This window comes from Pseudophaeobacter profundi, assembly GCF_029697505.1.
Taxonomy (GTDB): Bacteria; Pseudomonadota; Alphaproteobacteria; order Rhodobacterales; family Rhodobacteraceae; genus Pseudophaeobacter; species Pseudophaeobacter profundi.
In genome coordinates, this window is record NZ_JARJEF010000002.1 from 529,504 (window position 1) to 546,572 (window position 17,069).

The 17,069-nt window shown below is 59.4% G+C and carries 20 protein-coding genes; 15 read left to right on the forward strand and 5 right to left on the reverse strand.

Annotation, left to right across the window (positions count from 1 at the left end; translation table 11 throughout):
• Positions 1-31: 31 nt before the first annotated feature.
• Entirely contained in the window at positions 32-1,327 is a 1,296-nt protein-coding gene (gene glyA, locus P2081_RS05700) for a serine hydroxymethyltransferase (protein WP_278921896.1), read from the forward strand.
• Between the two features lie 177 nt (positions 1,328-1,504).
• On the opposite strand, the gene P2081_RS05705 is transcribed toward glyA, so the two are convergent.
• Positions 1,505-1,870 carry a hypothetical protein gene (locus tag P2081_RS05705; protein ID WP_278921897.1) on the reverse strand — a complete coding sequence of 122 codons (366 nt, stop codon included), beginning with the start codon at positions 1,868-1,870 and terminating at the stop codon, positions 1,505-1,507.
• Positions 1,871-2,001: 131 nt separating this feature from the next.
• Here P2081_RS05705 and P2081_RS05710 point away from each other — a divergent pair, with 131 nt between their 5' ends.
• Positions 2,002-2,760, forward strand: a complete 759-nt coding sequence (locus P2081_RS05710) for an alpha/beta fold hydrolase (RefSeq protein ID WP_278921898.1) — start codon at positions 2,002-2,004, stop codon at positions 2,758-2,760.
• Between the two features lie 52 nt (positions 2,761-2,812).
• Here the strand turns inward: P2081_RS05710 and P2081_RS05715 are convergent, their stop codons facing one another.
• Entirely contained in the window at positions 2,813-3,010 is a 198-nt protein-coding gene (locus tag P2081_RS05715) for a hypothetical protein (protein ID WP_278921899.1), read from the reverse strand.
• Between the two features lie 227 nt (positions 3,011-3,237).
• Between P2081_RS05715 and P2081_RS05720 the strand changes: the two genes are divergently transcribed.
• Positions 3,238-3,933, forward strand: coding sequence for a Crp/Fnr family transcriptional regulator (locus P2081_RS05720; protein ID WP_278921900.1), 696 nt, complete (start codon positions 3,238-3,240; stop codon positions 3,931-3,933).
• A gap of 60 nt (positions 3,934-3,993) precedes the next feature.
• On the opposite strand, the gene P2081_RS05725 is transcribed toward P2081_RS05720, so the two are convergent.
• Positions 3,994-4,212 (reverse strand): DUF1858 domain-containing protein, encoded by a 219-nt coding sequence (locus P2081_RS05725; RefSeq protein WP_278921901.1) that lies wholly within the window; start codon positions 4,210-4,212, stop codon positions 3,994-3,996.
• Between the two features lie 124 nt (positions 4,213-4,336).
• On the opposite strand from P2081_RS05725, the gene P2081_RS05730 reads away from it, so the two are divergent.
• Genes P2081_RS05730 through P2081_RS05760 form a run of 7 tightly spaced genes read left to right on the forward strand, consistent with a single transcriptional unit; the run spans position 4,337 to position 9,907 of the window.
• Positions 4,337-4,789, forward strand: coding sequence for a c-type cytochrome (locus P2081_RS05730; RefSeq protein ID WP_278921902.1), 453 nt, complete (start codon positions 4,337-4,339; stop codon positions 4,787-4,789).
• A gap of 12 nt (positions 4,790-4,801) precedes the next feature.
• Positions 4,802-6,145: a cbb3-type cytochrome c oxidase subunit I gene (locus tag P2081_RS05735; protein ID WP_278921903.1), complete on the forward strand. Its 1,344-nt coding sequence runs from the start codon at positions 4,802-4,804 to the stop codon at positions 6,143-6,145.
• A 3-nt stretch (positions 6,146-6,148) separates the two neighbouring features.
• The gene (locus tag P2081_RS05740; protein WP_278921904.1) at positions 6,149-6,943 is read left to right on the forward strand and encodes a CbbQ/NirQ/NorQ/GpvN family protein; all 795 of its coding nucleotides are present in this window, start codon (positions 6,149-6,151) and stop codon (positions 6,941-6,943) included.
• A 4-nt stretch (positions 6,944-6,947) separates the two neighbouring features.
• Entirely contained in the window at positions 6,948-8,825 is a 1,878-nt protein-coding gene (locus P2081_RS05745; protein WP_278921905.1) for a nitric oxide reductase activation protein NorD, read from the forward strand.
• Between the two features lies 1 nt (position 8,826).
• Positions 8,827-9,006 carry a hypothetical protein gene (locus P2081_RS05750; protein ID WP_278921906.1) on the forward strand — a complete coding sequence of 60 codons (180 nt, stop codon included), beginning with the start codon at positions 8,827-8,829 and terminating at the stop codon, positions 9,004-9,006.
• Complete coding sequence (locus P2081_RS05755) at positions 9,003-9,227, forward strand: NnrT protein (RefSeq protein ID WP_278921907.1); 225 nt, start codon at positions 9,003-9,005, stop codon at positions 9,225-9,227. The genes P2081_RS05750 and P2081_RS05755 overlap by 4 nt, the downstream gene beginning before the upstream one ends.
• Positions 9,224-9,907: an NnrU family protein gene (locus tag P2081_RS05760; RefSeq protein ID WP_278921908.1), complete on the forward strand. Its 684-nt coding sequence runs from the start codon at positions 9,224-9,226 to the stop codon at positions 9,905-9,907. The genes P2081_RS05755 and P2081_RS05760 overlap by 4 nt, the downstream gene beginning before the upstream one ends.
• Positions 9,908-10,045: 138 nt before the next feature.
• Here P2081_RS05760 and P2081_RS05765 read toward each other — a convergent pair whose 3' ends face one another.
• Together P2081_RS05765 and P2081_RS05770 are read right to left on the reverse strand one after the other, a co-directional pair.
• Positions 10,046-11,245 (reverse strand): NnrS family protein, encoded by a 1,200-nt coding sequence (locus P2081_RS05765; RefSeq protein ID WP_278921909.1) that lies wholly within the window; start codon positions 11,243-11,245, stop codon positions 10,046-10,048.
• Positions 11,246-11,339: 94 nt separating this feature from the next.
• Entirely contained in the window at positions 11,340-11,768 is a 429-nt protein-coding gene (locus tag P2081_RS05770) for a pseudoazurin (protein ID WP_278921910.1), read from the reverse strand.
• Positions 11,769-12,133: 365 nt separating this feature from the next.
• Here P2081_RS05770 and nirK point away from each other — a divergent pair, with 365 nt between their 5' ends.
• The 5 genes from nirK to dctP all read left to right on the forward strand — a co-directional run bounded on the left by nirK (position 12,134) and on the right by dctP (position 16,932).
• On the forward strand, positions 12,134-13,282 hold the full coding sequence (gene nirK / locus P2081_RS05775) for a copper-containing nitrite reductase (protein WP_278921911.1): 1,149 nt from the start codon (positions 12,134-12,136) through the stop codon (positions 13,280-13,282).
• A gap of 80 nt (positions 13,283-13,362) precedes the next feature.
• Positions 13,363-14,205: a formylglycine-generating enzyme family protein gene (locus P2081_RS05780; RefSeq protein WP_278921912.1), complete on the forward strand. Its 843-nt coding sequence runs from the start codon at positions 13,363-13,365 to the stop codon at positions 14,203-14,205.
• A 56-nt stretch (positions 14,206-14,261) separates the two neighbouring features.
• Positions 14,262-14,423 carry a hypothetical protein gene (locus P2081_RS05785; RefSeq protein ID WP_278921913.1) on the forward strand — a complete coding sequence of 54 codons (162 nt, stop codon included), beginning with the start codon at positions 14,262-14,264 and terminating at the stop codon, positions 14,421-14,423.
• The gene (ehuR, locus tag P2081_RS05790) at positions 14,420-15,814 is read left to right on the forward strand and encodes a MocR-like ectoine utilization transcription factor EhuR (protein WP_278921914.1); all 1,395 of its coding nucleotides are present in this window, start codon (positions 14,420-14,422) and stop codon (positions 15,812-15,814) included. Before P2081_RS05785 ends, ehuR begins: the two co-directional genes overlap by 4 nt.
• 98 nt (positions 15,815-15,912) lie before the next feature.
• Positions 15,913-16,932, forward strand: coding sequence for a TRAP transporter substrate-binding protein DctP (gene dctP / locus P2081_RS05795; RefSeq protein WP_278921915.1), 1,020 nt, complete (start codon positions 15,913-15,915; stop codon positions 16,930-16,932).
• Positions 16,933-17,069: the final 137 nt, after the last annotated feature.

Below are 17,069 nucleotides of genomic sequence, written 5' to 3' on the forward strand. Positions count from 1 at the left end.
ACCTGCCACCTCCTACCTAAGCGGAGCCATCATGACAGCGACCCCCCGTGATCCCGGATTTTTCACCGAAGCCCTGGCCGAACGTGACCCCGAACTTTTTGGTGCCATGACAGACGAGCTGCATCGCCAGCGCGACGAGATCGAATTGATCGCCTCTGAAAACATCGTCTCTGCCGCGGTGATGGAAGCACAGGGTTCTGTGCTGACCAACAAATACGCCGAGGGCTATCCTGGCCGTCGCTACTATGGCGGTTGCCAGCACGTTGACGTGGCTGAAAACCTGGCCATCGACCGCGCCAAGCAGCTGTTTGGCTGCGAGTTTGCCAATGTGCAGCCCAACTCTGGCAGCCAGGCCAACCAGGGGGTGTTTCAGGCGCTGATCCAGCCCGGCGATACCATCCTTGGCATGGACCTCTCTGCGGGCGGTCACCTGACCCATGGCGCGCGGCCAAACCAGTCGGGCAAATGGTTCAACGCAATCCATTATGGTGTGCGCGAAGACAACAACCTGATCGACTATGACCAGATCCAGGCGCTGGCGACCGAACACCAGCCCAAGCTGATCATTGCTGGTGGGTCTGCCATCCCACGTCAGATTGATTTTGCCAAGTTCCGTGAAATTGCCGATTCCGTTGGCGCCTATTTCATGGTTGATATGGCCCATATCGCTGGCCTGATTGCTGCGGGTGAACACCCCTCGCCCTTCCCACATGCGCATGTAGCCACCACCACAACGCACAAAACCCTGCGCGGCCCCCGTGGCGGCATGATCGTGACCAACGATGAAGCCATCGCAAAGAAGGTCAACTCGGCGATTTTCCCCGGTATCCAGGGTGGTCCGCTGATGCATGTGATCGCAGGCAAGGCTGTTGCCTTTGGCGAAGCACTGCGTCCCGAATTCAAAGAGTATCAAAAGCAGGTGCGCGCCAATGCGGTTGCCCTGGCGGATGAGTTGATCAAAGGCGGTCTTGATATCGTCACTGGCGGCACCGACACCCATGTCATGCTGGTGGACCTGCGTCCCAAAGGCGTGACCGGCAACATCGTCGACAAAGCCCTTGGCCGCGCCCATATCACCACCAACAAAAACGGCATCCCCTTTGACCCGGAAAAACCCACGGTCACGTCCGGGATCCGCCTGGGCACCCCTGCGGGTACTACCCGTGGCTTTGGCGAGGCGGAGTTCCGCGAAATCGCGCGGCTGATTGTCGAAGTGGTTGATGGGCTGGCCGCCAATGGCGAAGAAAACAACGCAGAGGTAGAGGCTGCCGTACGCGGCAAGGTTTCAGCCCTTTGCGAAAAATTCCCTCTGTATCCAAACCTCTAAGGCTGGATCTTAACAAAAACAGAGCCGTCGCCGATACCCCGGCGGCGGCTTTTTGAATTCTGTTTCCCAGTGTTCTAACCCACATGTCGCAGGCCGCTTGGCGCCTTCGAATAGATCACCCAGCACCGACGCGGTTCCGCCCCGGCCACATCTCTCCTGCATCAGATGGTTCAGGACCTAGATAAAGCCCCGCCAGCGCAGAACCACAACCAGCAGCACAAAGACCACCAATAGCGAAAACACCATTCCTGCCAGCATCTCTAGCAGGCGTCCCTTGCGTCTATCCGCGATATCAATGGATTTCAGGTGTCTTTTCACTTCGCGCGCGGCCTTTCGCAGGGACTCTTCGTCCTGGATCTGGCGCAGTTTTGGATGTTCCAGCAGCGGCAGCGCCTCGGCCAGGCGCATCCCCTGTTTGTAAATCCGACGCGGCAGGCGACGGCGCGCCTTGGCCAGGGCCCCTGCCAGATCGCCAGAGGCCTCGGCACGAGAGTTCAGCAGGTCTTGCACCTCTTTGATATCGGCAAAGATGTCCTGGGCCATAGCTGTGCTCCGCGCTGCGGGGCCACGATGATTTTGCGCCCCAAAAATGTCCTGCCCCTCTCAGTAGCGCAAGGGCGGCGGTGTCTCAATGGGGCTGGCGCCGCAAAGCGCAGGGCGCTATCACTGCGCCCATGCTGAACTACATCCTACATGGCCAAGCCACCGACAAACCGCCCCTGCTGATTGCCCATGGGCTCTATGGTTCTGCCCGCAACTGGGGGGTGATCTGCAAACGGCTGGCAGATGAACGCCAGGTGGTGGCGGTTGATCTGCGCAACCATGGCCAAAGCGCCTGGACCCAGAGCCACAGCTATCCCGAGATGGCCGAAGATCTGGCGGAGGTCATCACGCAGTTTGGTGGACAGATGGATGTGATCGGTCATTCCATGGGGGGCAAGACCGCAATGATGCTGGCCCTGAACCACCCGACCATGGTGCATCGGCTGATCATCGCCGATATCGCCCCGGTGCCCTATAGCCACAGCCAGATCCAATTCATCGAGGCCATGCGCGCGGTGGATTTTTCGCGGGTGGAACGCCGCCCCGATGCCGAGGCGCAGCTGGCCGCCGCCGGGGTGGAACCTGCCTTGCAGAGCTTCTTCACCCAATCACTTGATATTGCAAACAAAGGCTGGCGACTGAACCTAGACACCCTGGCCCGGCACATGCCGGACATTATGTCCTTTCCACAGACCGAGGCCCAGTGGACCGGGCCCGCGCTGTTTTTGGCAGGAGCCGAATCTGACTATGTGCGCCGCGCAGATCGCGACGTCACCCTGGCCCGGTTTCCCAATGCACGTTTTGCCAAAATTCCCGGCGCTGGCCATTGGCTGCATGCCGAAAAGCCGCGCGAATTTGAGGCCAACGCGCGTGCCTTCCTGAACGCCTGATCAACATTGGCAGATAAGAATCGGCCAGCCCGGGCGTCTGCCCAGCAGGCCGTTAGCTATGGGCAGCAGCCCCCTGATACAGCTGGCGCGCCACCAACCAGGCGACCGGCATCCCCAGCAGCGCCCCCATCGCGGCGGCAGTCAAGATTGCCTGGACAGAAACAAATCCAGCAACCAGAACGACAATAACGCCCGCCCCGGCCAGGCTGCTGCCAATGAGAGAATACAAAATGGATGCAAGGCGTAGCATGTGAACCTCCTTTAAGGTCTAGGCCTGGAAATTACGCCCTATATAAACGCACGGGGCCCTGGCCACTTTGATCAGGATCATCCCGCCGCCAAGAAACCGTCATCAGGATTCACGCCGCCGCTCATCGGCAACACAGTCGGCTGCGGTGCTATTTACCTCATGTATATCCACACAGTTTCTGATAGGGGGTACGAAACCGAACCAGCATGAGCCAGCATGAGGCGCCTTTGAAAAATCTTGATGAAAGCCTGCTGACGGGATTGCCCCCCTTTTGTCTTTTGCAGCGTACAGAGATCCGCGAGATTCTGGATCAGGCGACAAGCAAACGGATCGACGTAGGGGCCGAAGTGTTTCACGAGGGCCACGATGCGGAACGGTTCTATCTTCTATTGGATGGCTTCATCCGGGTGATCAAGAACACGCCCACCGGCGAGCAGATCATCGCGCTGCATATTGCGCCCGGGCAGCTGTTCGGAATTGCCCCTGCGCTTAGCCGTACCACCTATCCGGCAACCGCCGTGGCCGCAGCGGAATCCATCGCCCTGTCATGGCCCGTCCGCCTGTGGGATGACTTCACCAGCCGCTACAAGGGATTTTCCACCGAAAGCTACAAGACACTGGGGCAACGGTTGGAGGAAATGCAAAGCAGGATCACCGAGCTGGCAACACAGGCCGTTGAACAAAGAATTGCAGCCGCTTTGCTGCGCTTGGTCAACCAGTCCGGACGCAAGACCGATCAGGGGCTGGAGATCGCCTTTCCGATCACTCGTCTGAATATTTCGGAAATGACCGGAACAACCCTGCATACGGTCAGCCGCCTGCTATCCGCCTGGGAACGTGACGGCGTGGTCAAATCCACCCGCAAGCATATTGTCGTGACCGATCCGCATCGGCTGGTGCTGCTGAGCAAGCCCAAAGGCTAGGCCTGCGGCAATCGCGCATAATAGTCCCGGCCGCTGCGCGTCTGCGGGGATCAGCTGGGGTCAGCCGCCTTTCTGGCGGATCTTCTGGCGCAGTTCAGCGCGAAATTCTTCTTCATCCAGGGCGTATTCCTCGCAGGCGTCGATAACCGTGTGAAACGGGGCGATCGGACAGCCCGGGCAAAGCATGTCGCGCGCGAGAAACAAATCCACCACATCCGGCCAATTCGCAAATAGCACAGACAGCGGCAGATCCGGGTCTTCCGGGTCATGGTCGGCCATGGGCAGATCCTCCTTTTGATGCATTCTGCACTCAAGAACAGATCCGAACTTTGCGCTGGCACAACATTCGGCAGGCGCAGTCTTTTATTCATCAGACATCCGCAACTGTACTCAGGACCGCGACATGTCAGAGATACTCACCAAATCGCGGGCCAGGAATGTGTTCTACGGAGGATCCTTGTTCTTCGTCGTCGTATTCGTGGCCATGACCGTGCATAGCCATCGCTATATCGTCGAAACCTCCACCGCAGGAATGCCGCTAACGGACGAGGTGCGCCTCGGCAAGCACGTCTGGGAACGCGCCTCCTGTATCAACTGCCACACCCTGCATGGCGAAGGCGCCTATTTTGCGCCCGAAGTGGGCAATGTGATGACCCGCTGGGGCGTTCTGGACGACCCGGAAGGCGCCTATGAAATGCTTGATGGCTGGATGCAGGCCCAGCCATCCGGAATCGAGGGACGCCGTCAGATGCCCCATTTTGACATCACCGAAGAGGAAATGCGCGGGCTCGCAGAATTTCTGCGGTGGGCCGATCAGACAGACACCCAGGACTGGCCGCCCAATGATGCGGGCTAAGGGAGAAATACTATGAAATATCAATCACAAAAAGTGGCCTACGCCTATTTTCTCGTGGCAATGGCCCTGTTCGCGATTCAGGTTCTGGGCGGGTTGCTGGCCGGGTGGATCTATGTATCGCCAAACACGCTAAGCGAGCTAGTGCCCTTTAACGTTGTGCGTATGCTGCACACCAATGCGCTTATCGTCTGGCTTCTGCTCGGCTTCTTTGGCGCCGCCTACTATCTGGTACCGGAAGAAAGCGAGCGGGAACTCTTCTCGGTCAGACTGGCCTATATCCAGCTTGCGATCCTGGTCGTCGGCACCCTGGGCGCGGTTGTTTCCTACCTCGTAGGGATCCACGGCGGCCGCGAGTTCCTGGAGCAGCCGCTCTGGGTGAAATTCGGCATTCTGGTCGCAGCGGTGATTTTCCTCGTGAATATCTCGATGACCGTGTTGGCCGGGCGCAAGACCGCAATTACCAATATCCTGTTGATGGGGCTGTGGCTCTTGTCCCTGTTGTGGATCTTTGCCTTCATCAACCCCGACAACCTCAGCCTTGATAAAATGTACTGGTGGTTTGTCGTTCACCTCTGGGTGGAGGCCACCTGGGAACTGGTGATGGCAGCAATCCTTGGCTATCTGATGCTGAAGATGACCGGCGTTGACCGCGAGGTGGTTGAAAAATGGCTCTATGTCATCGTTGCCACCGCGCTGTTCTCCGGCATCCTTGGCACTGGCCACCACTTCCTGTGGATTGGCACCCCCGGCTACTGGCAGTGGGTTGGCTCCATCTTCTCCACCTTTGAGGTGATCCCGTTCTTCGCCATGATGAGCTTTGCCTTTGTCATGGTCTGGAAGGGCCGCAAGAACCACCCCAACAAGGCGGCGCTCTTGTGGTCGCTCGGGGCCTCTACCGTGGCCTTCTTTGGGGCAGGTGTCTGGGGCTTTTTGCACACATTGCACGGGGTGAACTTTTACACCCACGGCACCCAGATCACCGCCGCCCACGGTCACCTGGCCTTCTATGGTGCCTATGTGGCGATGAACCTGGCGATGTTCTCTTATGCGATGCCGCAGCTGCGGGGCCGCGATCCCTATAATCAGGTGCTGAACATGGCCTCTTTCTGGCTGATGACTGGCGGCATGGCCTTCATGACCTTTGTGCTGACCTTTGCCGGCACCATCCAGACGCATATGCAGCGCATCGTCGGGGACTACTACATGGATGTGCAGGACCAACTTGGCCTCTTTTACATGATGCGCTTTGGCGCAGGTGCTGCGGTGGTTCTTGGGGCTTTGCTCTTTATCTACAGCCAACTGGTGGTCCGGCGTGAAGTCATCGCCCCCGGCCCGATTGCAACCCCAGGAGAATAGAAAATGAATGCGATCAACACTCCTGCAGTGCCTTTCTATCAGGCCAGCAAAGACGAAATATCGGTCTTTGAAATGGCCCAAGCCAACGGTTTGCCCCTTCTTCTGAAGGGGCCCACCGGCTGCGGCAAAACCCGCTTTGTGGAACATATGGCAGCCCGGCTTGGGCTGCCACTCCACACCGTTGCCTGCCACGATGACCTCTCGGCGGCCGACCTGATCGGGCGCTATCTGCTGAAGGGCGGCGAAACCGTCTGGGTCGATGGCCCGCTAACCCGTGCGGTACGGACGGGCGGCATCTGCTACCTCGACGAGGTGATCGAGGCGCGCAAGGATGTGGCCGTGGTGCTGCACCCCTTGACCGATGATCGCCGCCGTCTGGTGATCGACCGCACCGGCGAAGAACTGACAGCGCCCAAATCCTTCATGCTGGTGGCCAGCTACAACCCCGGCTATCAGAACATCCTGAAAAAGCTGAAACCCTCCACTCGGCAACGCTTTCTCTCCATCGGCTTCGATTTCCCCGAGCCAGGGCTGGAAACCGCCGTGGTTGCGGCCGAAAGCGGTCTGGATGAAAGCCGCTCTGCCGCCCTGGTGCGGCTGGCGGGTCATATCCGCAAACTTTCCGGCATGGATCTGGAGGAAGGCGTATCGACCCGCCTGCTGATCTATGCAGCCACGCTGATCGCCAAGGGCATGCGCGTGGATCAGGCGCTGGAGGCTGCGATCATTGCACCGCTCAGCGACGAGGACGACGTCTGTCAGGCGCTGCGCGATCTGGCAGCATCGGTTTACGGGTGACATCATGATACATGCGCGCGACCTTCTTGAACCCGAAGAAACCGTGGGAAACCTGTGGCATGACATTTCCACACGTATTGGCGCCGATGGCGCCAATACCGGCGAGGCGGTGTCCTACGATGAGGTCCGAAGCAGTGTCGCCACCCTGTTCCGCGCGCTTGGCGGCCGCAGCGGTGTCGAAATCCAGGAAGCCCCGGCCACTGCGATGGACCACCGTCCGGACCTGCTGCGCCGTCTCGGCACCCCCCGCGAAACCGGCTATCGCGCCAGTTTTGACGGCGAGCGATTGCGGCTGCCGCCGGTGATGGCAGCCTTTCCCAGCCGCGCGCTCAACCGTCAGGCCTATTTGTGGCTGGCCGCCATGGCCGCGCATATCGACCTGCCACAGCCCAACCTGCCCCCCTATCAGGCAGATCAGGCAGAAATCACCGCCAATGCGCAGGCCGCCGACCGCGCTTTTGCCGCCTGCCCAGGGCTGCGCCAGGGCTATGGCGCCCTATCGGCCCATCTTACCGCCAATCGCAAACGCAGCGGCCTGCCCCGCTTCGAGGCACAGATCGAGCGCCGGATTCTGGATCAGCTCGGCGCGCCCTACGCGCCGGTTGCCCCCTGCAGCAACACCGCACCGCGCGGCTATCGCAGCTATCTGGCGGTGCCGATCTGGCTACGCCTGCCCACCTGCGGCAACAGCCGCCCCCCTGCCCCAGATGCCGAAGAAAGCGAGGCCCCAAGCCTGGCCATGGCCACCCGCAAGGCGGGCCAGCGCGAAGACCGCGAACAGGCCAACCGCAAGGACAGCTTCATCATCCACCGCTTTGAATCGATCCTGTCCTGGGCCGAAAGCCTGAACATCAACCGCATGGTCGATGATGACGATAATGAACACGCCGAAAAGGCCGCCGAAGATCAGGACAGCATCACCCTGTCGCAGCACATGAAGCGGGCGGCTTCGCGGCTGCGGATCTCGCTGGATCTGTCACCGCAGGATGCCGAACACGAACGGCTGGCGGATCGCTACACCTACCCCGAATGGAACCACCGCCTCGGCCAGCATATGCCCGATCATACCCGCGTGCTGGAGGTCGAGGCCGAACCGGCAATGGATTTCAGCCCCGATGCGCGACTGGTGGCACGGGTACAGCGCCAGTTTGCCCCCTTGATGCCAAAGCGGGTGATGCTGCCCCGGCAGTTGGACGGCGACGATCTGGACCTGGACGCAGTGGTGCAGTCCCGCGTTGATCTGTCGATGGGCCAGCAGGGCAGCGACCGTGTCTGGCAGGACAGCCGCCCGATGGCGCGTGACCTCAGCGTTGCGGTGCTGATGGATTGCTCGCGCTCGACCGAGGCCACAGTGGGGGACCGGCCGGTGATCGACACCGCCCGTGAATCCCTGGCCGCCCTGGCTGCGGGCATCGCCACTGCCGGTGATCGCCTGGGCATCTGGGGCTTTTCTTCGCTGCGCCGCGACCGGGTCTTCCTGACCCGCGCCAAAACCTTTGAACAACCGATGGACCAAAAGGTCACGGCCCGGATCGGTGGCTTCAAACCCGGCCACTACACCCGACTGGGCACCGCCATCCGCCATGCCTCGGCCCAGTTGGCCGAGGAAGGCAGCGCGCGGCGTCTACTGCTGGTGCTGACAGATGGCAAACCCAACGACCTGGACCACTATGAAGGCATTCACGGTATCGAAGACAGCCGCATGGCCGTCCGCGAAGCCCGCGCCCTGGGACATGCGGTGCATGCGGTAGTGATCGACGCGGATGGCCAGGACTGGTTTGCCCGCATCTTTGGGCGCGCGGGCTTTACCCTGCTGCCCGATCCGGCCCGCCTGCCCAGCGCCCTGCCTGAAATCTATCAATCCCTCACCATGGAGCACTGACATGAAACAGATCCTCTGCGCGCTTACCCTTTGCCTTGCCCCCCTGGCCGCCCTGGCCGATAGCTTTGAGCGCCCGATCCCGCAGCCCCAGACAGATGTCGCCGAGTTCTGGTTTATGATCGCCTCTATCCTGTTGATCGCAGCGCTGGTTTCGGTGCATATCGTGTTGAAACGGCGATGACATCCCGCCCCTCTTTCAAGCTGTTCGCCTGTCTCTACCCCTTTGGGGCGGGGGCGGCGGCGGTCAATGTCTTCTTTGCCGCGCTGATTGGCAGTTGGCTGGGATGGGAGGTGCTGACCCCGCAGATAAGCGTGCTGATCGGCGCGTTTCTGGGGGTGCCTGTCACCTGGGTCTTTGCCTGCCATATTAAAAACCTGATGGAGCAAGCAGACAGGAAATGACCGGATGGCAAGAATTCGCTCTGGCGCTTGGCGCTTTTATGCTCAGTCACCTTGTCCCGCGGATCGGTGGCCTGCGTGACAGATTGATACAAGCCATGGGCCGACGGGTGTATTTTGCCCTATACGGAGCCCTATCGCTGGCGCTGCTAGCCTGGGTCATTGTGGCGGCTGGCCGCGCCCCCTATGTCGCGCTTTGGGATCAGGTCGCCTGGACCCGCTGGGCGCCGTTCTTGCTCACCCCCTTTGTTTTTGTTCTGACCACCTGTGGGATCGGCAGCCCGCTGCCCGATAGTCTTGGCGGCAGTCGCAAGCGCGCCTTTGATCCGGGCCAGCCCGGATTTTCGGCCATCAGCCGCCATCCGCTGCTGCTGGCGCTGGCGCTCTGGGCGGGGGCACATGTGCTACCAAATGGCGACCTGGCCCATGTGGTGCTATTTGGTCTGTTTGCCGCCTTCCCGCTGTTGGCGATCTGGGCCTTTGACCGCCGTGCGATGAAAACCTACAGCGCTCAGCAACTGCAATCCGCTCCTATCCTGTCGCTGCGTCCCCTGCTGAACGCAGACTGGTGGCGCAGAAATACCCGCCCTGTGTTGATCCGCACAGCGATCGGGCTGGTGCTTTGGGCCGGGGCGCTGCATCTGCATGGCCCGGTGATTGGCGTCTGGCCGTTTCCGCATTAGGCCTATTCCAATCAGCCTGTCCCCATGGGCACTGCTGATGACTTCAAGACCACAGGTAAAACAGCGCGGGCAGAGGAAACCCTGCCCGCGCTGTCTTGTCAGTTCTATTCGGGACGCCGGCCAGATCAGTCGGCCAGATCAGTCAGCCCGCACCTGATTGGCCTTTTTGCGTGCGGCCCGCCCAGATGCCAGCCAGGGGACCAGACGCCAACACAAGAGCGCAAAGGAAGTCGTCCACAACAACGCCGCCAGATCCAGCCCGGTCAGGCCAGCAGGCAATTCAACATAGCGCCACAGCCGCCCGATCAAGGCCAGCACCAGCCCGGCGAAGGCCAGGTTCAACACCGGTCCAGAGACCAGAGCGCGGCCAGTGTGCCCCATGGTCGCCCGCATCATCACAGCAACGGTCATCCCGCCAATCGCGCCGATGCCCCAGATATGCAGCCCCGCATCAGCAGAGAGCAGCCCCATTGCCGCCGCCGCATTGGCAATCATCCCCAGAGGGGCAAAGAAAAAGGCGACATGCAGCATGGCCAATATCGGATTGTGCCACGTGGCAAACCCGCACCAGCGCCCCAGCCGGATAAACTGCAGAAGCCCAGCCATAAGGATAAACGCCGCTGCCACCGGCGCCTGCGGCCAGATCACCCAGATGACCAGCGCAGGCGCGGATACCAGCAGGCTCAGCTTGTCAAACCCGCCAAAGGGCGCGGGCAGACGGCTGTGCCCCGCCTTGTTCAGCCAGTTGCGGGTAAAGCTGGGCAGGATACGCCCGCCAATCAGCAGGACCAGGAATATCAGCAGCGCCAGACCAAGGCGGCGACCAACCGCAGCCTCGCCAGTCCGGGCGACCTCGGCGAAAAAGAACAGATTGGCCAGCGACAATAGGCTGACGGGGATCAGCACCATCAGATTGCGCCAGTTGCGCCCAGCAATGATTTCGCGGGCAATCAGAATGGCCAGCACGATCAAAAAGGCGCTATCGATCAGCGCAACGCCCCACCAGGGCAGCGGCAGCAGGCCGAAGACCGCAACGCGACCACTGAGCCACAAGATCAGCATCAAGAGTAGTGGCCGCCCCCGTGTTGGCATCCCGCCAGTCCAGTTCGGCACAGCCGTAAACAAAAATCCGGCAATCACCGCAGCGCCGTAGCCAAAGATCATTTCGTGACTGTGCCAATCCACCGGCGGCAACGCGCTGTTAAGGCTAAGCTCTCCCTGCCAGATCAGCATCCAGAAGGGGATCGCCACCAGCCCAAAGAGGCAGGCCGCCATAAAGAAGGGGCGGAACCCATAGGACAAAAAGGCGGGTCCAGTATAGGGAGTTGGGCGGGACATATTAAACTCCTGCGATTGCGAATGGAAAAGGCGGCCCCATCATGGCGCCGCCTGTCAGGGCAATTGGCCGACAATTCTGTGGCCGTTCCCTGAATTACTGCACCTGGGCAAACAGGTCTGCAAAGACGCCCTTGGCTTTGCCTTTTTGCTTCACCGCCTCGGCTGCCTCTCGGTTCACCGCTTCGCCAACCTGAATAAGCGCAACCATGCCCATACCATAGTGGGGGGTGCATTTGACGCCATAGACGCCTTGCGCATCGACAGTCATCTCAAAGTCAGCGTTGAACTTGGTTTTGAACGCCTCCACGCCTTCGGGCAACATCCCCTTGACGCTTTCGACATTGTGGCCTTTGTCGGTGGCGACAAAATGGATCACGTCACCCGGCGCGGCTTTGACAAAGGCCGGTTCAAAGACCATCGCCCCTGCTTCGCCCCGATTGAGCATCTTGACCTCAAAAGTCTCGGCTTGGACCAGGGAGGCCACACAAGCAAAGATCGCGGCACAACCAATTTTCTTGAACATCTGATTTCCTTTCACGGGTTCGGTCTGTGTTTGTTTGCGCCCCGCTTATCAAATGTTTTGGCATGGCGATTATTGCTCTGGATCAAACTTCCGACTGAACGTCCGCTGGTTCTGCTTTTGCTGCTTTCCATCGCTTGGCCTGCCGCCCGCAACGCCGAGTCTCGCGCGGGTGACACTGCCGTCCAGCTGTAACCAGTTTGCCAGGGAATGCAGAAAACCGAAAATAATGCCTCCGTATGGTGGGGGCGAAAAAAGCCGGAAAAAAGCGACGAATACCCCGCCAATGTTGTTTCAGATCAACCTTCGAATTTTCTGGTCTGCTTATCGTCTGGCCAACAAACACGTTCATCAAAGGAGAAGAAGACATGCTTACCAGACGCGCAGCACTTATGGCCGCCGCAGGGGCTGCTGCCCTTCCAGCGTTGATCAAAACCGCCAAAGCAGAAGAAATCATGGATACCTCGGGGGCCGCGCCCGTCGATCTGTCGACCCTGAAGCGGATCAAGCATAAACTTGTCCGCCCCCCCATGGTTCACGAACACGAACAGGTCGCACCGGCGGAACCACGGATCGTCGAATTCGAAATGCAGATTGTCGAAAAGGAAGTCGAAATTGACAGCGGTGCCCATCTGCAGGCGATGACTTTCAATGGCTCGATCCCTGGCCCGATGATGGTGGTCCATGAAGGCGACTATGTCGAGCTCACTCTTTTTAACTCGCCTGAAAATCTGATGCAGCACAACATCGACTTCCACTCTGCGACAGGTGCGCTTGGCGGTGGGTCGCTGACACTGGTGAACCCCGGAGAAAAGACCACCCTGCGTTTCAAGGCGACCCGTCCAGGGACATTTGTCTACCACTGCGCCCCAGGCGGCCCCATGATCCCATGGCACGTAGTCAGCGGTATGTCCGGCAGCATTATGGTTCTGCCCCGTGACGGGCTGAAAGATCACAATGGCAAACCCGTCAGCTATGATCGCGTCTACTACATCGGCGAAAACGACTTCTACATCCCCAAAGATGAAAACGGCGACTACAAGCGCTTTGAAGATGTCGGGGCCAGCTATCCTGATACCCTGGAGGTGATGAACGGCCTGATCCCAAGCCACGTTGTCTTTAACGGCAAGGTTGGCGCGCTGACCGGCGACAATGCGCTGCACGCTTCGCAGGGGGAAAAGGTGCTCTTTGTGCACAGCCAGGCGAACCGCGACAGCCGCCCACACCTGATCGGTGGTCATGGCGATCTTGTCTGGGAAACCGGCAAGTTCAACAACACACCGGAACGCGACCTGGAAACCTGGTTCATTCGCGGCGGCTCTGCCGGGGCGGCGCTGTATGAATTCCTGCAGCCGGGCGTCTATGCCTATGTGAACCACAACCTGATCGAAGCGGTAAACCTGGGCGCAACCGCCCACGTGGTGGTCGATGGTGACTGGAACAATGACCTGATGGAACAGGTCGAGGCACCAACCGCATACGATGCCGCCTACGAAGGTAAATCTGCCCTGCCATAGGTCGCCACGGCACCGCAGAGACAAGATCACCAAAGGCGGCCGGGCCACTGGCCGCCTTTGGACCGCTTAGGAGAACAAACATGAAACCGGTTGTGAAAATTATCGCTGTGGCGGGCCTTGGTGTCGGCCTTATCGCCAGTCTTGCAATCGGACTGGGTTTGACCAGGCCGCAAACAGCGCCCGGCAGCGCCGCATCAGTTGACTTGGTTAATATCCCGGCGGGCACCATCGACTACCGCCCTTTTGGCAATTTTGTCGCCGAGGGAAAATCACGCTCGCCGCGCGCGTACAAGCTGGAGGTCGCCGGTTTCACCATCATGAAGTATCAGGTCAGCCGCGCCGAATATGCCGCCTGTGTCGCCGATGGCCCCTGTGCCAGCGTACCCACCACCGGTGGCGATTACCCGCAGACCTATGTAAATTGGAAAGATGCCAACGACTACGCCCGGTGGTATTCACAAAAAACCGGCGAGCACTGGCGCCTGCCCAGCGACGCGGAATGGCAATTGGCCGCTGCAGAACGCTATGGCGATGCCGCACCGGATACGCTTGAACTGGATCCCGGCCAGCGGATGCTGGCGCAGTATTCCGCTGGCACACTGCTGCGCGGCACCGCCAGCCCGGCGCTGCGCCCTGCCGGGGGCTTTGGGGAAAACTCGCTGGGCCTGGCCGATATCTCCGGCAACGTCTGGGAGTGGACCGATGGCTGCATGCAGAGCGGCTCCCTGCGCGCAGATGGAGCCGTCGCAGAGAGCGAACCCTATTGCTGGGTGCGCATTGCCGGGGGCATTCACCGCGCGGCAATCGTAAGCTTCATACGCGATGCCAGCGTTGGCGGCTGTGCCGTTGGCCTGCCGCCAAACCATCTCGGCTTTCGGCTGGTCCGCGACACCCTGCCCGCCCGGTGGTGGCAGCTTTTCTGACGCCCCCCCACTCATCTCGGTGCGGGTGCGCGTTTGAACGCACAGGAAACCATCTGGTGGCTGATCTCTTTGATGCACCGGACATCAGAACATCTGGGCAAAAAGCACCTGATTGCCAGCTGGTCAGCGCCTTACTGTCGGCGTTTCAAATACCCGCCAAACGCCCGGTGATAGATCTTCTTGTCCGCGGATTTGAATTGGCTACAATTGTCGCATGACAAATTGGATCCCCTCCCGAAATTCACTGAGCTCGCCGCTGCACACCAGCCTCGCCATGTCGATTGCCGAAGCGATCAAAGATGGCAGCTTGTCAGTGGGACAGAAGCTCCCGCCCCATCGCAAACTGGCTGACGATCTGAGGCTCAGTGTAAATACAGTGAGCAAAGCCTATGATATTCTGCGCCGCCAAAACCTGATCGAGGGCCAAATCGGGCGTGGGAGCTATGTCGTGGACCCCGGCAAGCCCGATCACCAGCCCTTTAAACCAGAGGTCGATTCGCAAAACCTGTTCGACATGTCGATTTCGCACCCGCTGTTCAATCGCCTGCATGTCGACGCCATGCAATCTACCCTGAAGTCGATGCAGGCAGATCTCGATCCGGCCCTGTATCTGTCCTCTCGTCCGAACATCGGCCATGAAACGCATCGCAAAACCGGTGTAAAATGGCTGTCGCATTGCGGGCTTGAGACCAGCGTTGGCTCTGTCCTGATGACCAATGGCGTGACCCATGGCCTGTCGGCGGCACTGTCGGCGATCCTGCGTCCTGGGGATGTCATTTTGTCGGATATGATCACCCACCACCTGCTGGTTTCAAGCGCCGCCTACTTTGGCTACCAGCATGTTGGCCTTGAAACTGACGCGCAGGGAATACTGCCCGATGCCCTGGAAAAGGCCTGCGTAGAAAAGTCACCTAAGCTATTGTATTTGCTACCATCACTGGCAAACCCCAATGTCCACATGATGCCCGAAGAGCGGCGGCGCCAGATTGCTGCCATCGCCCGCAAACATCGGCTGCACATTGTCGAAAACGATGCGTTTGGCCCAGTAGCCGAGGATAGACAGCCACCTGTGTCGATCTTTGCGCCCGAACTTTCCGTCTACCTGACGACCTTCACCAAATGCACGGTCAGCGGCTTGCGCGCAGGCTATGCTGTGGTTCCGGACCATCTGCTACCAGCCATGACAGCACGATTGATCGTATTCGGTTGGATGGCGACGCCACTGATCTGCGAACTCGCATCACGCTGGGTAGAGGATGGCACGGCGCAGGCATTGGCAGACTGGCAGCGCGTCGAAATCGGCAAGCGGTATCACATTGCAACGCAAGAGCTTGCCGGTTTCAGCTGGACCGGTCACCCGGCGAGTTTGCATCTGTGGCTACACCTTCCGCCTGATTGGGATTCCAACAGCTTTGTTGCCCATGCCCGCGAACTGAACGTGGCGGTATCGCCGGAAAGCCCCTTCCTTCCTCCCCAGGCTTTGCCAACCAATGCGGTGCGTATTGCGCTTGGGAGCATCCGTGAAACAGACCGTTTTCGCCAGGCGCTGAGGCTGCTGTCAGGGTTGCTGACCCGCCCGCGTGAGCCGCTGCCGCAACTCGCCTATTAGGAATGTAGCACAACAATATAATAATTGACTCACAGGTCATTCTTCGGAAAGTGATATGGCATCAAAACCCAAAACACTGGAATATCTGGGAGGATATGATGACTGTTGCCACACCTTTCGCCCTGCGCGTCGGCGCGCCCCTGGTCGCAGCGCTGCTGACCACAACTGCGGCCTATGCTGATAACTGGCGCTATGCCATGGAAGAGGGCCTGGAAGATCCACAGGGCCTCTATGCGACGAAGTTCAAAGAAGAAATTGAGGCCAACTCGGATCACACGGTGCAAATTTACGCTGTTGGCACCCTTGGTGAATCGGCAGATGCGATGGAGCAGGCGCAGGCAGGCTTGCTGCAGTTCATCGACCAATCACCAGGCTTTACCGGTGCCTTGATCCCGGAAGCCGAAGCGTTTTTGGTGCCTTATGTACAGCCAACCGACCCCAAGGTTGTGCGCAAGTTCTTCAAGGAAGGCGTCGCGGTAAACGAGATGTTCCACGAGATCTATCGTGAGCAAGGCCTGGAGCTGCTGTCAGTCTTCCCCGAAGGCGAAATGGTTGTCACCACGATGGAGGAATTCCGGACCCCTGCCGATCTGGAAGGCATGAAAATCCGCACCATGACCTCGCCCCTGCTTTTGGAAACCTACACAGCCTTTGGCGCCTCGCCGATTGCCATGCCCTGGGGCGAGCTGATCGGCGGGCTGAAAACAAAAATGGTCGATGGGCAGGAAAACCCCACGATCTGGATCGAAGCCTATGATCTGGACAACCTTACAAATGTCATGACCTACACAGGTCACGGTCAATATACCACGGCGGTGATGGCCAACGCCGATTTCTACGACGGGTTGAGCGACGCAGACAAACAGCTTGTGCAAAACGCCTCACAGGCAGCGCTTGACTATATTCTTGATGTGGCCGTCGAGCTGGATGCAACCGGTCTGGCGAAAATCAAGGAAACCAACCCGGACTACATCATCAACCGTCTGACCGCAGAAGAACGTGCGCCATTCAAGGAACGTGCGAAAGCTGTCGAAGCAGCCTTTGTTGAACGTGCGGGTGAACGTGGCGCGGCCATCTTGGAACAGATGAAAGCGGATCTTCTTACTGCACAGCAGTAACGCGTGTAAGGGGCACGCATGTCGGCATCCGCCCCCCCCCGAAACACCAAACCATCGCGGACCCTGACCGGGTGTTGGGGGCCGCGCTTTGGAAAATGACAAGAAATAACAATCAGATTTGCGACGATCCTGGGGAG